This window comes from Fulvimarina pelagi HTCC2506 (assembly GCF_000153705.1).
Taxonomy (GTDB): domain Bacteria; phylum Pseudomonadota; class Alphaproteobacteria; order Rhizobiales; family Rhizobiaceae; genus Fulvimarina; species Fulvimarina pelagi.
In genome coordinates, this window is record NZ_DS022272.1 from 2,201,355 (window position 1) to 2,214,984 (window position 13,630).

General features: G+C 66.4%; 16 protein-coding genes. All 16 read right to left on the reverse strand.

Annotation, left to right across the window (positions count from 1 at the left end):
• Positions 1 to 2: 2 nt before the first annotated feature.
• The 16 genes from FP2506_RS10290 to FP2506_RS18360 all read right to left on the reverse strand — a co-directional run bounded on the left by FP2506_RS10290 (position 3) and on the right by FP2506_RS18360 (position 13,495).
• On the reverse strand, positions 3 to 3,254 hold the full coding sequence (locus tag FP2506_RS10290; RefSeq protein ID WP_007067409.1) for a DUF4815 domain-containing protein: 3,252 nt from the start codon (positions 3,252 to 3,254) through the stop codon (positions 3 to 5).
• Entirely contained in the window at positions 3,254 to 3,760 is a 507-nt protein-coding gene (locus tag FP2506_RS10295) for a hypothetical protein (protein ID WP_007067410.1), read from the reverse strand. Before FP2506_RS10295 ends, FP2506_RS10290 begins: the two co-directional genes overlap by 1 nt.
• Complete coding sequence (locus tag FP2506_RS10300; RefSeq protein ID WP_007067411.1) at positions 3,757 to 4,584, reverse strand: phage tail protein; 828 nt, start codon at positions 4,582 to 4,584, stop codon at positions 3,757 to 3,759. The genes FP2506_RS10295 and FP2506_RS10300 overlap by 4 nt, the downstream gene beginning before the upstream one ends.
• Positions 4,581 to 5,456, reverse strand: a complete 876-nt coding sequence (locus FP2506_RS10305; RefSeq protein ID WP_007067412.1) for a baseplate J/gp47 family protein — start codon at positions 5,454 to 5,456, stop codon at positions 4,581 to 4,583. Before FP2506_RS10305 ends, FP2506_RS10300 begins: the two co-directional genes overlap by 4 nt.
• The gene (locus tag FP2506_RS10310) at positions 5,453 to 5,869 is read right to left on the reverse strand and encodes a GPW/gp25 family protein (protein WP_007067413.1); all 417 of its coding nucleotides are present in this window, start codon (positions 5,867 to 5,869) and stop codon (positions 5,453 to 5,455) included. The genes FP2506_RS10305 and FP2506_RS10310 overlap by 4 nt, the downstream gene beginning before the upstream one ends.
• 37 nt (positions 5,870 to 5,906) lie before the next feature.
• The gene (locus tag FP2506_RS10315) at positions 5,907 to 6,296 is read right to left on the reverse strand and encodes a hypothetical protein (protein WP_007067414.1); all 390 of its coding nucleotides are present in this window, start codon (positions 6,294 to 6,296) and stop codon (positions 5,907 to 5,909) included.
• Between the two features lie 17 nt (positions 6,297 to 6,313).
• Positions 6,314 to 6,892, reverse strand: coding sequence for a phage baseplate protein (locus FP2506_RS10320; protein ID WP_148227533.1), 579 nt, complete (start codon positions 6,890 to 6,892; stop codon positions 6,314 to 6,316).
• Entirely contained in the window at positions 6,889 to 7,569 is a 681-nt protein-coding gene (locus FP2506_RS10325) for a hypothetical protein (protein ID WP_007067416.1), read from the reverse strand. The genes FP2506_RS10320 and FP2506_RS10325 overlap by 4 nt, the downstream gene beginning before the upstream one ends.
• Positions 7,566 to 8,069 carry a phage virion morphogenesis protein gene (locus tag FP2506_RS10330; RefSeq protein ID WP_007067417.1) on the reverse strand — a complete coding sequence of 168 codons (504 nt, stop codon included), beginning with the start codon at positions 8,067 to 8,069 and terminating at the stop codon, positions 7,566 to 7,568. Before FP2506_RS10330 ends, FP2506_RS10325 begins: the two co-directional genes overlap by 4 nt.
• A 43-nt stretch (positions 8,070 to 8,112) precedes the next feature.
• Positions 8,113 to 8,571 (reverse strand): phage protein Gp36 family protein, encoded by a 459-nt coding sequence (locus FP2506_RS10335; protein ID WP_007067418.1) that lies wholly within the window; start codon positions 8,569 to 8,571, stop codon positions 8,113 to 8,115.
• Positions 8,572 to 8,835: 264 nt separating this feature from the next.
• Complete coding sequence (locus FP2506_RS10340) at positions 8,836 to 9,468, reverse strand: helix-hairpin-helix domain-containing protein (RefSeq protein WP_007067419.1); 633 nt, start codon at positions 9,466 to 9,468, stop codon at positions 8,836 to 8,838.
• A gap of 49 nt (positions 9,469 to 9,517) precedes the next feature.
• Positions 9,518 to 10,492, reverse strand: a complete 975-nt coding sequence (locus tag FP2506_RS10345; RefSeq protein WP_040489090.1) for a hypothetical protein — start codon at positions 10,490 to 10,492, stop codon at positions 9,518 to 9,520.
• 83 nt (positions 10,493 to 10,575) lie between these two features.
• The gene (locus FP2506_RS10350) at positions 10,576 to 10,959 is read right to left on the reverse strand and encodes a DUF2190 family protein (RefSeq protein ID WP_007067421.1); all 384 of its coding nucleotides are present in this window, start codon (positions 10,957 to 10,959) and stop codon (positions 10,576 to 10,578) included.
• Positions 10,956 to 12,011: a phage protease gene (locus tag FP2506_RS10355; RefSeq protein ID WP_007067422.1), complete on the reverse strand. Its 1,056-nt coding sequence runs from the start codon at positions 12,009 to 12,011 to the stop codon at positions 10,956 to 10,958. Before FP2506_RS10355 ends, FP2506_RS10350 begins: the two co-directional genes overlap by 4 nt.
• A 241-nt stretch (positions 12,012 to 12,252) precedes the next feature.
• Entirely contained in the window at positions 12,253 to 12,819 is a 567-nt protein-coding gene (locus FP2506_RS10360; RefSeq protein WP_007067423.1) for a hypothetical protein, read from the reverse strand.
• 139 nt (positions 12,820 to 12,958) lie between these two features.
• The gene (locus FP2506_RS18360) at positions 12,959 to 13,495 is read right to left on the reverse strand and encodes a DUF488 family protein, N3 subclade (protein WP_202814189.1); all 537 of its coding nucleotides are present in this window, start codon (positions 13,493 to 13,495) and stop codon (positions 12,959 to 12,961) included.
• Positions 13,496 to 13,630: the final 135 nt, after the last annotated feature.

Consider the following 13,630-nt stretch of genomic DNA (forward strand, 5'->3'; position numbering starts at 1 on the left):
GATCAGACCTCCGTCGCACGAAGTCGCAGCGCCCGCGCGCTCGGCCGCGCCGCCGGCGTGCCGGTCAGCCGGATTTGGACACGGGTCTCGGTGTCGCTGACGGCGCCTTCAAGGTACTCACGCTCGATCCAGCCGTCGCCGAGATCGGTCGAGTTGACCGCAGCTTGGGTGTCCCAGGCACCGTCGCCGCCGATATCGAGCGCGATCGACGATCCGCCCGGCGCGTTGGCTTCGAGCACCGTACGGACCTTCAGATTGCCGTAGGTCTGGTCGAGACTGGTCGCCTCCGAAACGTAGTTCGCCACTGTCTCCAGCGTCCCCCAGAGGATCTGGCAGGTCGGATAGACGATCGGCGACATCGTCGCCGTTCCGGTCAGCACCATCCGGATCGTCACTGACTCCGAGACGTATTCCGGCAGCGAGAGGCGCTCGTTCGGATCGAAGCTGATCACCTCGCCGCTGGCGCGGACGAGTTCGAGGGTCACGCGCGTTTCCGGCGTAGGCTCGTCGACGACGAGAAGGACGAGGATGTCGGAGACGTCCTCGACATTGAAGGTCCCGATGATGACCGTTCGCGTCGTCGACGTGAACCGCCAGGCGCGAAGTCGGAAGGTCAGGTCGGCTGCAGGTTTCGCAACCCAGGTCGACTCGTTCGAGGCCTCGAACATCACGCCGCCATAGGGATTGGAGCGGACCCATTCCTGGCGACGCTTGTCGTAGCCGCGAACGCCGTCCTCGTTCTGAGACCCCAGTTCGGCGTAGGCGACCGCATGATCGGCATCGTCGGTCAGAAGTGCGATGGCGCGCTCCTCGCCGGCGAGCTGCGGGATCGGCAGCGCGAAGTCGATCGCCGTCCAGTTCGCCTCCTGGACGAGGTTCGGATTGGAGAGCGCAAAGGCGTTCCCCTCGATAGCGCCCTCGGCCAGCGTCTCGTTGACAGGGTAGCCGTCCCGCATCGGTCTGAGATCGCAGATGACGCGATTGTCCGGGTCGCCTCGGTCCGTGAACTCGAACGACGCGCCGGCGAGGATCCGGTCCTCAGCGAGCTTGAAGCTCTGCGCCACGGGGTCGGTGTAGTAGAGCTCACGCGTGATCGACCGGGTTTGACGCACGACGATCGAGGTGATCTGGCCGGAGCCTTCGAACCTGGCCGTCGCATCCAGCCCGGCATTGCCGACGAAGCGCACCGCCTTCCGGCCGGTCCGGACATTGGCCGGGATGGTGAAGGTGCCGGTGATCGTCCCGCTCGCATCTGCGACGCCGCCGCCGGTGAACGGCACGGCGATGCGGTCGAACGTCACCTCAGTCAGCGTCTCACCGGGGGCCGCGAACTTGATCGTAAAGGTCACGGCGATCCGGCGAAGGAAGCGGGCAGCTTCGCTCGTGCGGTTGATCGAGTCGATGCGGGTCGCGATCGTTGTCCCGCGATCGGTCACGCGGCGGATGCGGCCGGGCACGAAGTGACCTGTCCGCAGGATCTGCCTCGTGACCTCCGTTTCCGTCGACCGGGTGACGTCGTGCCAGCGGTCGACCGCGGGGCGAAGCGTGACCTGTCCAGGCAGCGGATCGAAGGCCTGATACTTGTTGATCGGCTGTTTCGCCGTCCGGTAGGGCTGTTCGACGATCGTCTCGATGACGCCCGCCAGCATGATCGCCGACGTTCCGATGTCGACTTCCTGAGACGTGACGGTGATCGGCAGCTGGACGGTACCGTCGACGATCGCCGCGTTCTGGACGATGCCCTCGTCGCGCTGCTGGTCGGAGATGAAGTCGTCGACGAAAGAGCCGCGGCGGCTCGCCGGATCGCGGTCCTGCACGTCGAGCTTCAGCCTCAGCTGCGAGATGAGATCGGCATTGTCGACGACGAAGCGCAGCAGCGAGCGGACCTCGGCCTCGGTCATGCGGCGCTGTTCGTAGGGCGTGACGATAGCCGCGATGCCCCAGAGATGTTCGACGATGGCGAGCGGGGCGAGCGGTGCCGGAACCCGCGGCGGATAGGCCTGGTAGGCGCTCGACACGCCCTCGATCATCACCACGCCGCCGTCCCGGTCGATCGCGATCACGTCGCGCCGCTTCAGCTTCCATCGGTAGTTGATCGTGACCGGCAGGCCGGTGACGGCACCGGAGACCTGGAGCGACGTGCGGCCGATCTCGTCCGGCGCGACGACGGAGGTGTAGCGATAGGTGACGGTGTAGCTGTCGCCGGGGTTCGGCTCGGCCCCGGGAAGCGACCAGTCTACCTTGTCGGCCGTCAGCTTGTAGTCCGTGCCCTTCACATAGGTCGTGCCGCCCCGCACCACGGACTGGATGGAATAGACCGGGGTCGAGGTCATCGGGTCGGAGCCGCCGGCGAGCTGATGGGTCAGCGTCTCCGTCCGCTCCTTGACGACGGTCACCAGCTGGACGTCGGCGATCGGGCCGTGGCTGAGCGTGATGTCGGCCCCGTCCGCGACGAAGTTGTGGATCTCGCCGACGACGGATTTGAGGACCGGGTTCTCGGCCTGCCGGTGCCGCGTGTCGACCGAACGCGTGATGCGCCGGCCCGCCGCCCGGAGGACGCCGGCGCTGATCAGGTAGACCTGCTCGCCGGTCGCGGCGTCATAGCCGCCCGAAAGCGCGTCGAAGCCGTCGATGATGTGCGAGCCGTGCGTTTCCTCGACATGCCGCTCGACGGCCCGCTCGGCGAGATCGCCGAAGGGCGCGACGGGTTCGCTCGGCACGACGCCGTCGACGATCGTGAAGATCGGATAGAACGGATCGCCGTCCCGTGCCCAGACCGCATCGTAGCGTAGCCGGGCAGCAAGCTCCTTGCCGTGCGATTCCGTGTTCGGAACGATGCCCTTGAGGTCGACGTCCTCGACATCGGTGACAACCATCTCGCTCACCGCGATGCCGATCGCGACCGTTCCCACCATCGGCACGCCGGTGAGCGTCGCAGCGGCGACCTGGTGCATGTAACCGCCGGCCCAGATGAGGGACTCGCCGAGGGTGACCGTGCCCGCCGCGCTGTCGACGACGATCGTGCCGCCGTCGCGCAGCGAGACCGGCCCGAACGCCTGGTCGCCGATCGAGCGCTGCCTTTCATAGGCGATCTGCTGCGCTTCGTTCGCCTCGGCGCTCTCGACGAACTGGCGTCCGCGATGGAGCAGCTCGGCAAAGCGCCGCGCGATGTAGTCGGCGCCGGACCGCGGCTCGCCCTGCGGCGATGTCCCGTCGCGGCGGCGGTTGAAGTAGTTGGCGAGCGCGAAAGCCATCAGACCCTCAGAATGAAGTTGCGGGCGTAGGAGGTGCCGGTCTCGAAGTGCTGGGGCCGCGACCAGATCGCCTGCATCAGCGTGCCCGGCGAGACGATATCGCCCGCCTCGAGCACGGTCTTTCCGGGCGGCACGCCCTCGGCATATTCGGCCTTCGCGAAGATCCCGACCTCGCGGATCTCTTCGTTGTCGAACGTGCCGGCAGGCACGGAGACCCGCACACGCAGGTATCGGGTCGACTCGGGGCTAAGCGCATAGCGCCCGCCCTCGTCGGTGAGGATTGCGCCCGCCTCGTCCGGCTCCACGAAGTCGATGATCGTCGGCCGGACATGGACGGCGAGATCGAGGACGTCCCTCGCGTCGAGACCAGGCGCCGGCGGGTTCGCTCCCTCCCATGTACCGTCCCAGGCAGGATCGCCGCGCGAGAGGGCGGCGACGAAGGAGAGCGCCGCGATCGCCTCCGCCATCACCACCCGGCCGCCGGTCGTCAGAATCGTGTTGCTCATAGCGTCTCCCATGCGCCGGCCATCGCCTGCGGTTCGGCGGCCTCGGCCCAGCTCTCAGGCCAGGCGTCGGGCCAGTGATCGTCGGCGAAGGCGTACCCTTCGCCGGTGATTTGGATGTCGGCGCCGCCCTCGGTCAGCGCTGGCACGCGCCCGCCGAAGCGGTCGACGTCCATGCGCAGGCCTTCGCCCCGGTCGAGGAGCTGCGATGCCTCGATCTCGACCGAGCTTTCGAGCCCGTTCTCGAAGGCGGTTTCGCTTGAGCCGTCCCAACCGAAGGAGATGAGCGGGCCGCCCTCCCAAAGCGCCTCGCCGGAATAGCCGTCCATCAGCCCGCCGCCGGCGCGGTGCATGTCCATTCGGACGGGACGGTGATCCCGGCCGGGCGAGAACATGCGGAAGAGTTCGTCCTCGGACGCCTTCGACAGGCGGATGATGCCGCCCAACTGCCGGATCTGGTCGAGGTCAGAGGCCGGCGCCTCGAAACCGACCTGGAACTTCCACCAGTCGTGCCGCTGGTCGCTCGGTGCGACCTCGCCCTCGCTCTCGACCCAGCCGATACCGATTGCGATCCCGCCCGGTGTCCCGCGCACGCTCTGCCAGAGCGGTCCTTCGGAGAGCACCCGGCGATAGTCGCGCACATACGGCACGACGTCCTCCAGACCGTAGTCCCAGATGAACCAGGGCACCCAGTCGTCCGGCGCGGTCGTGAAGCCGATCTCCCTGATCTCGGCAGTAAGGGGCGCAAGGCGCTTCGCAGTCGCGAAGACCGCGGCCATCGTCTTTGTGATCGGTAGGCTGACGGAGGGAAGACGATCGCCGCTCATGACGGCAACCGGAACGAAGTGAGCGTCACGGTCCCGAGGCGGATCGCCTCGTTGAACTCGGCATAGGCGTTGACCCAGCCCTGCAGTTCGACCCGCTGGACGCCGGCAAGATGCAAATGCTTCTCGGCATAGGATCGCGTCAGGTCGAAGCCGAGCCTTTGATCGGCGGCAGCCTGGTCGATGAGGTTCAGCCGCGCCTGCTCGAGGATGCTCTCCGGCGTTTCCGGGTAGAGATAGACGTGGGCAGCGAGGTTCTTTGTCGTGATCACCGCCTGGACGATCTCGACCGTGACGTTGCGGCTGCGGAACAGGCGATCATTCAGCGAGGCGGTGAGACCCGCCTGAAGCTCGGCATCCATGTAGCCGCCGTTGTCGGACGTCAGGACCGAGACGATCAACGAGCGATCCGACGAGTTCCGCGTCTCGGCCGTGACCGCCACATCGCGGACGCGGCTGTCGAAGTTCCGCGCCCGGCTCTTGTAGTAGTCGTCGGGCCCGGCCGCGGACTTCGACTTGCGGGCGAGCCGGATGCGCTCCAGCAAAGCCGGATCGCTCTCGCCTGGAAGCCGCGGGTTCTCGCCGAGCCCGGCATTCGTCGCATGCCGTTCGAGATCGGTACCGCTCGCGAACGAGGGCAGAAGGATCACGCGAGCCGTGTCGTTCAGCATCGCGGTAAAGAACATGTCGCCGTCGGCGGCATGGCCGAGCGACACCTTCGCCGGGTCGGTCTCTTCGTTCTCGACGTCCCAGGTGAGGCCCGCCTCCGCCATCGCCGCCTTGAAGTCGGAGACGCGTAGCGCCTTGAGGGACGCATGATCGAGCTCCTGGACGACGACGGGACGCGGCAGGCCCTGCGTGGTGAAGCGGCTCATGCGGCAAACCTCCGCGCAAGCGCTTCGCGGGCGGCGAGCGGCGCGAGGTCGCCGAAGGGTTCGGCGATCGCGTAATTGCCGAGCCGGCCTTCCGGATAATAGGTGCCGTCGTGCCTGAGGCCGAGCCCGCCGATCCGGGTCAGCGAGACGAGCTGCAGGTTGGCGATCCGGTATTCCGGTTCGAAACTGTGGGTGGCCGTGACCAGATCGTCGTAGATGTCGAGAGCGAGATCGGGCGTGATGTCCTCCGCGAGGAAGGCGCGCAGATCATCACCGAAGTCGAGCAGCATGAAGCGCTGGCCCGGGCGGGTGGTCCAGAGAACGGCGAGCGACTGCGCGAGATGGGCCTTGCCAGTCAGCAATTTGCCCGTCACGCCGTCGACACCGGATCTGTATCGGACCTGTCTCGCCACGCCTTCGAACCCTCTTCAAACGCCCTTCGAAACCGCCTCACGCAGCTTCCTGATCGCCCTTGTCGGCCTCGGCCGGGTTCTTCGGATCGAGCCCCTTCGGCAGCGAACCGCCTGTCTTGATGAGAGCACCGGTCAAGAGGTCGGATCGCGCCTCGGCCTCGGTGAGGCGAAGCGTGTCGCCCGCCTTGACGCGCCTGCCGGCAACCTTCGGCCCAGCGCGTTCGGTCACCTCGTAGACCTCACGGCCGTCCTCGGATGCGGGTGCAGACTTTGCATCGGCGGCTTCGCCCTCGCCGGAGGCAGGTACCGGCACGGCCGCGCCGGGCGTCGGCGTCTTCGGCGGCTCGCCAACTTCCGCCTTCGTCACCGGCGTCTTTGTTTCGCCGGTCTTCTCCGGCTCGCCTGTCGTCTGTGGGGTCTTCGCCATGTCTGTGCTCCTCTCGCTCAGATCAGGATGTTCGCGTTGCCGTCTGCGGCGGTGTCGCCGGCGGAGTCCTTGCCGCCGACAAAATGGGCAGGCCGGGAGCCGCCCTTGGCTCGGAAGACGGTCGTCATCTTCAACTCGTCGGCCGACAGCTCGAAGCCCGTGCCGCCGAAGGTCACCGACAGAGTGTCGGGTCCGAACTGGATCCGCCCGGATCCGAGCTCGAGGACGCCCTCCTCGGCCGACTGGCTCGGCGGGGCGTTGTCGTCGTCATAGGTCGCCCAGTCGGCGAGCGAGGCGGTGCCGACAGTGCCGGAGGGCGAGCGCAGCCGCATCTGCTCGTTGTCGGCGGGGGTCGCATGGGTCTTGAGGCGACCGGCGCCCGGCTGCTGCCAGCTCGTCGGAGGTCCCTTGACCACGCGCCCGTCCGCGGACCGGCCGATGTCGAGGCGCAATGTCCGCGTCTGGAGATCCTGGCTGCCGGGGATCACCTTCCCCGGAATGTCGGCCATCGCGATCCGGCGGTTCACCCGCTCGATCTGCCGGCGGATGCGCCGGAACTCCGAGGCGACCGGGCTGAAGGGCAGTTCGGCCATCATGGCGTCTCCTCCCCTCCGCTGGCCTGTTCGTCGGCTTTGGCGATCATCGCCGCGATCTCGGTCTGCTCTGTCTCGTCGTCGTAGCCGACCTCGATGCGGGGCCCCGTCGCGCCGGGATCGGGCGCGCCTTCGGCCACCGTGACGCCGCCGCAATCGAAATATCCCTCGCCGACGTTCCAGAGCGCCTGATACCAGGAGACGGCATAGAGCGCGGCCCCTTCCGCCCAGGACTTCGCGGTGAACATCGGCACGAATTTCGGCGCGGGCTCGGGCAGCGGCCGGTCGATCTCTGTGAGGCCCCAGCTCGCCGTGGTCGGGTCGCGCAGGATATCGAGGATCCGGCTCCCGATCGCGTGGGCGACGGTGTCGCGCGAGACCCGCCGCCTGGTCGCGGTGTCGGCATGGTCCTCGGCGACGATATAGGCCGACCACTGGATGGTCTGCCGGGCCCGGCCGTCGATCTCGCGATCGTCCGAAAGTCCGGTCCAGCCGATCATCACGCCGGGCGCCGAAACGATCTCCTTGGCGACGACGTCGTTGATGTCGAGCTTGCCGTAATGGGGCACGATCTTCACGCCGGGAAGGAGGCTGGCAAGTGTCGCGACGATCCGTTCGCGGGTCGTGTCGAGCTTCGAGGCCTCGAACATCTGGGCAAGGGAGAGCGGCTGGATCGTCATCGCGCGCTCCAGGCTTTGTCGTCAAAGAGTCCCGAGAAGAAGTCGGTTATGAGATCGTCCATCTCGGCCCGGTTCTCGTCCGAAAGGCCGACGAACGGCCGCGCCGGGATCGTCACCTTGCGGGCGAAGACTGTTCCGTTCGCCCCCCGGAAGACGAGAGCCTTCGCGGTCTTCGGCCCGATCACGGCGCCCTCCTGGTGGACATGCGCGTGTTCCCAAGTCGCGCCCCATTCGGCACTCGTCTCGCTCGATGTCGAGGCGACGCTGTCGAGAAGGTTGCGGCCGGTCTGCTTGAGGATCGGCGTTCCGGCCCGGTTCGCCGGCCAGGGCGTGCCGTCTGGCGCGGTCTTCTCGGTGTCGATCCGCCGCCGCGTCTGGCTCTCGCCGAGTGCCGCGATCGAGGCGGTCAGTTCTCCGAAGTCCGGGTCGAGCAGCGGCTTGAGCCGCGCGATCGCCGTGTCGAAGTCCTCGGCCGTAACGGTGATCCGGATACCGTTCATTCTTCGGTCCCCGTCGAACTCTCTGTTCTCCGCGCCTCTTGCATCACAGATCCCTCGTCGTTCGCCGATCGAACACGCGTGACGGCGCGTCCATCAGCACCTCGTTGGCCGAGCGGTTCGGGTCGGCGGCGTCTTCCCCGCCGGGTTCGGACGCAAAGGAGAGCGAGGCTTTCCCGGCCGCGATCGCCTGCAGGCGCTTCACCGCTTCGTCGTGCCGCTTCTCGATCCGGTCGGAGGACCGCGCGAAGGAGATGGCGACCCGGTAGAGCACGATGTCGATCGCATCGATGCGCAGCGTGTCCCGGCTGTCGGCGTCGAGGCGTGACAGCTCGTCGACCGAGTAGCGCGCCCTCAGGATCGCACGGATCTGCGCCGAGGCATCGCCGATCGCCGCCTCGATGCGCTCGTCGTCGCGAAGGCCCGTCGTCTCGTCGGCGGCGAGCGTGATCAGCTCGGCCGGATGACGGGCTTCCAGATCGGCAAGAGTGACGAATGGCTGCAAGCGGATGGCCTCGCGCGGTGAAGAATGGCTGACCGGCGGGCTCAGCCCCTACCTTCGAAGGTTTCCATCGGGTGCTGGGGGCCTTGCGAGCCGTACCAGACCGGTCTCGGGTATCTCGGTGGCGCGGCCGGTTTGGGAGAGCGGCCGCGCCGGTGCCCCGCCGTTTGGCCGGGGCGTTCACGCCGGCGGACGTGACGAACGAAAAGCGCCGGCGATCGGGGTCCCCGACAGCGGCTTGCCGCTTAAAGGCGGGGCGTCGAAATGCTAAGCGGCCTCGATGTCGACCAGCCCGCCGTCGTCCCAGTCGCGTTCCGCGATCGCACCCTTGCCGGACTTGGAACGGAACTCGGCGCGGGTGAGCGGGATCGAGGCACCGGGTTCGTACAGCGCTTTGGAGCGCAGGATCCGCGTCGCGGCCGTGAAAATCTTCTCGGACTTGTCCTCGGACTGGGCCGAGAGAGACACCGTCCGCCCGCCCGCCATGACGCGGGTCGTCGCGGGCAGCGTGCCGCCATAGGCCTCGCCCGTCGTCCGGACACTTGCAGCAGCAGCCGGGTGACGGATGGGGTCGAGCCGCTCCTGGCGAAGCTCGGCCGAGCTCGTCCGGCCCGCGCTGTCCGTGTTCGTCTCGACCTTGTCGCGGACCAGTTCGGTCGCGCGCGCCTCGGTGACCTTGACCGGACCGCCTTCGGCCGGGGCGGGCCCGGGCGCTGCGGCCGCCTCGATCTTGCCGGCCTCCTCGATCCAGGCGCGCGACTGCTCCTCGCCGGTGCTGATGCCGGCGAGCTTCGCCAGATCCTCGACGGCGGCGAGCGCCGCGAAACTTCCAAGATCGGCGGCCGCGAGCTTGCTGGCCGTCGCAGTGCCGATCCCCTTGATCCTCGTCAGATCGTCCATGTTCAAATCCTTACTGAAGGGTCTTTCCGCCAGCTGGCGAAAGCGTCCGTTAGATGCCCGGTGCGACGACGTCCTGGAGAAGGAAGGAGACGCCCGGCGCGACGATCAGCTCCTTCACCCGCTCGCCCGAGCGGATGACTTCGCCGCCTTCGAGACCAACGTCCGGATCTTCCATCGTGCCGACGATCTTCGTCCCGTACTGGGCCGTGTAGGCGTGGGTGATCGTGCCGGACATCGGGTCGGCCGAGCCGTTGATGTGCTGAAACACCATGTCGTCGCCCCAGACGCGGCGGAGATCCGCCACCTGGCCCGGGCGGGAGGCGTCCATGTAGGCCGCCCCGACATGAACGCCGCGCGACAGTTCGAAGAGATCAGCGAACTGCTGCTTGGTGATCATGCCCTCGGTGGTCAGTCCGCCCTTGACCGCGTTGATCAGCTTCGGGTGCGAAGAGATCTTGTTCCAGGTGTTGAAGCCCATCGCGACCTGGTTGGGGCGGAAGACGAGGGTCGCGTTCAGCGCGTGCTTGATGACGCCGATCGGATCGGAATTGTCGTAGTCCGACAGCTGATCCGTGCCGGAGAGCGCGAGCTTCTGCTCGGTCGGATAGGAGGCCGGGTTCTGGACGAGGGTCGCGACGCGGATCTCGCGGTTGATCTGGTTGTAGTCTTCCAGACCGATGACAATGCGCTGGCGCGGATCGAAGTTGCCGAGGCCGGCCTCGCGCTGCTTGGCCGCCGCGTCGATGTCGGAGTTCGGGATCGGACCGTCGAGACCGAAGTCCTCGACGCGGGACTCGCGCTCCTCGCCGGTGAACTCGACGCGGTTGACCCGGCCCGTGCGGCCGACCCGGTTGTCGACGACCCGGAAGCTCTCGTCGATCGGATATTCGGTCCAGGAGAAGCGCTCAGCGGGCACCGGCACGCGCGGCAGGACCTTGTCGCCGATGAAGGTGAGGTCCGGATTGCGGTAGCCGATCGCGAACGCGGTCATACGGGCGTGAGTGACGAAGGGGCGCTTGGCCATGTCGGCAGGATCCTGTGAGATGAGATGGCTGTTCGGGCGCGCCGGCGGTGAGCCGCCGCGGGGCGCGCCTCACCGGAGAACCGTCAGACGGTCGCCGGCGTGACGAGGAGGCTCGGGGCGACATGGATCGGGGCGATGTCCCCGAGGACGGCTTCGCGGCGCATGAAGCCGACGATCCGCACCGTCTCGCCGGCGACGGGGACCGCCTTCACCGCACGCCCTTGCGCGTCTGCGGTCACGGGATCGTCGAAGTCGAGATCGCCGCCGCATGTGACCTCGTACCAGCCGGAGCAGACGACGTCGGCCATGTCGCCGGCCTCGCAGCCGACGCGCTCGGCAATACCGAAGCCCTGCTTTGCGCCGGCGGTCGAGACCTTTCCGGTCGCATCGCCGGTAACGATCAGATTGCCGGCGATCGCCGCGGCTGCCTCGAAGGAGCGGATGTCGAGATTGTTCGTGTAGCTCAATGCGAGGCCTCCTTCTCCAGCTCGGCCTCGACATGGTTGAAGGCCGAGAGATAGGTGATCGGGTTCCCCGCCGCGTGCTGGGCGGAGAGATACTCGTTGGCCTTCGCCGCGAGCACGACCGGGTCGATCTCGGCGGGCTCGCCGCCGGTGCCAGGATCCGGCTTCTTGCCGTCGAGGCCGGAGGCCGTAAGGTTCGCTGGTGTCGCGGCAAGCAGCGCCTTGACGTGTTCCAGCCCCTCGTCGCTCGCGCAGAGCGCCTCGTAGGTCTCGCGCTGGGCGGGGACGATGCGCTTTTCCTTCAAGGCCTGCTCCAGCACCGCGTCGACGCTCGCCTTGCGGCCCGCCGCCTGAAGCGTCTGCAGCTGCTTCGTCGTCGAGGCCAGATTGGCGAGGGTCTGGTCGTGGACCGCCTTGTCCACCTTGTCGCCGTCCTTGAGTTTCTGGACGGCCGCGAGGACGGCGGTTTCGGTCGCGTCCGAACCGAGACCGAGCGTCGCCGCAAGGGCTGCGTAATGGCTCATCGTGTGTTCCGTGTCGGGTTTGAGGGAAAGGTCTGCGTGTGCGAGCGCCGGCATCTTCGAAAGCGCCGGGGCCGTCACCAGCGCGACGGAATGGATCCAGCCGGCATTGCCGGCGGTGTCGCGCGGAAAGGAGGGGCTGATGTAGCGATGGGTGCGGGCGGCGAGCGCGGCCTTGCCGGTATCGAGCCAGTCGACCCGGCCGTAGAGCCCGTCGGCCCGCGCTTCCATCTCCTCGATCCAGCCGACCGCGTCGGACCGCTGGCCCTTCGCGCCGAGGAGGACGGTCGAGTGGTCGAAGTCGAGCGGGATCTTGGTGTCGTCGGCGGCGAACCTGGCGGCGAGCGCCTCGGGGTCGAAGACGTGCGTGGCGCCGTTGCGATCGGTCACCCGGCCGCGCGGCGCGATCTTGATCCAGTCCGGCGCCGGGCTCGCCGGCCCGCCGACCTGGGCGGCGAGCTGGACGAGGACGTCACCGGCGGAGACCGCGGCGGGAACGGGCGTCGAGGAGGATAGGGTCTGGGCGTTCGTCATGGGGCGACGATACGAAGACGCCTAGCTCGCCCGTCATGCTGACAGCTGTCAGCACCATGCGCCGATCGAATGCGGAGTCGCCGCGCGCTCGCACGATCGTCGCGGAGCCGGTCGGTCGGGTCAAGCCAGGATCAAAATTAAAGGGCTTTCAAAGGCCGTGGGCGCGATTCGTGTTGTCGTCGCGGGAACGATACCGCCCAGAGCCGTCAGCAGCGCTCTGTGGCCTTCTGTGGGAACGACCTCAGAAGAGGTCTGCCTGCGCCATGTCGGCGTGATCGAGACGGATCACTCCAAGCAGAAGCCAAGTCTTGGGATATCGAACCTTATTGCCCATGACGAAAGCCATCCCTTTCCTCGGATAGGTTTCGTTGTAGGTCGCACTTAGCCAACTGAGGGCTTCATCCTCGGAGCTGCGATTGCACTCGCGAAAGAACGCGGCATGCGTCTCCCAGTCGTTGTTGCCGAAATCGTGCTTGCCCGTGCCATCCTCAAACCGAAAGCGAAAGTCGTAAGGTGACGGTTTGATCTCGGCGAGCTTCTTGTCGAGGAGGGAACCTTGACGCGCTGCCTTTTCGAAGGCGGCCTTGGCCTGTTCAAGCTCTGCATTGGTCCTCTTAACCGCGACGAAGCGAGGATTCCGCGGCCGAATGAGCGTCAGCGATTGTCCCTGATCCGCTGCTTCCTGGATCGAGCTTGTGATCAGAGGGCTGAGTAGTCGCGCACGCTCACGCTCCTTCAGCGTACCTTCAACGACGAGACTGTCTTCTTGGACCGCGCAGCTTTCCTTCCGAGTGTCGCTTCTCGGCATCCGATAGCGAAATTGGAGCCAATTCCATCTCTTGAAAGTGGAGTCGCTTTCGAGATGACGGTACCGGACAGGAAAAAGACGCTTCCACTGACGGTCGGCGGTAACTCCCGCACAACAGACCGTTTCACCATACTTCTCGCTAGGCTGCGGCAACGCTTTCACGAGGACGACCACGCGTTCCTCTCTGTCCCGATCCAGATCCAACGGCCTCGCCTCCTACAAAAAGATGCTCAATACGAACATCTTCTCTATCTTGGAGTGTATTGGCAACGATCGCTCGATGGCATGTCAAGGGATCCCGCTCGAAGCACAGAAGGCAGACAGCAGCGCCATCGACCGACCTTTCGAGGCGATGCAATGCCTCTTGTGCCCGCGCTTCCGATAGATGCTGTCCGTAGATCGAGCGGAAGAGATCGAACTTCCCGGCCCGGGCGGCCTCGCGACCTGGCTTCGGATCTCCAAGCTCGACATGGTGAACGTAATCAATTCCCTCGGCGGCAAGACGCTCACGTAAGCGGTTCTTCGAAAATCCGGGCTTTCGGGATACAGCGACAGCTCGAACGTCTGCAAGAAGCGTGACACCAGCCTCCTTGAGGGTGTCTACGAACTCATCGATGTAAGCCCCCTCGTACCCGATTGTGCGAAGCACGTTCATGGTTGAGCCCTTTCGTTGCATGCTGTCACGGCACCCCCGAGTGCGGGACGCCTTCTTCCGTTGTCACGTGCGCTGCTTGAGTGGATCTTGTCGAACATTTTCAATGCGATCATATTGAGGCTCGACAGCAGTGCGTAAATCGGGCGCAGGCATCAG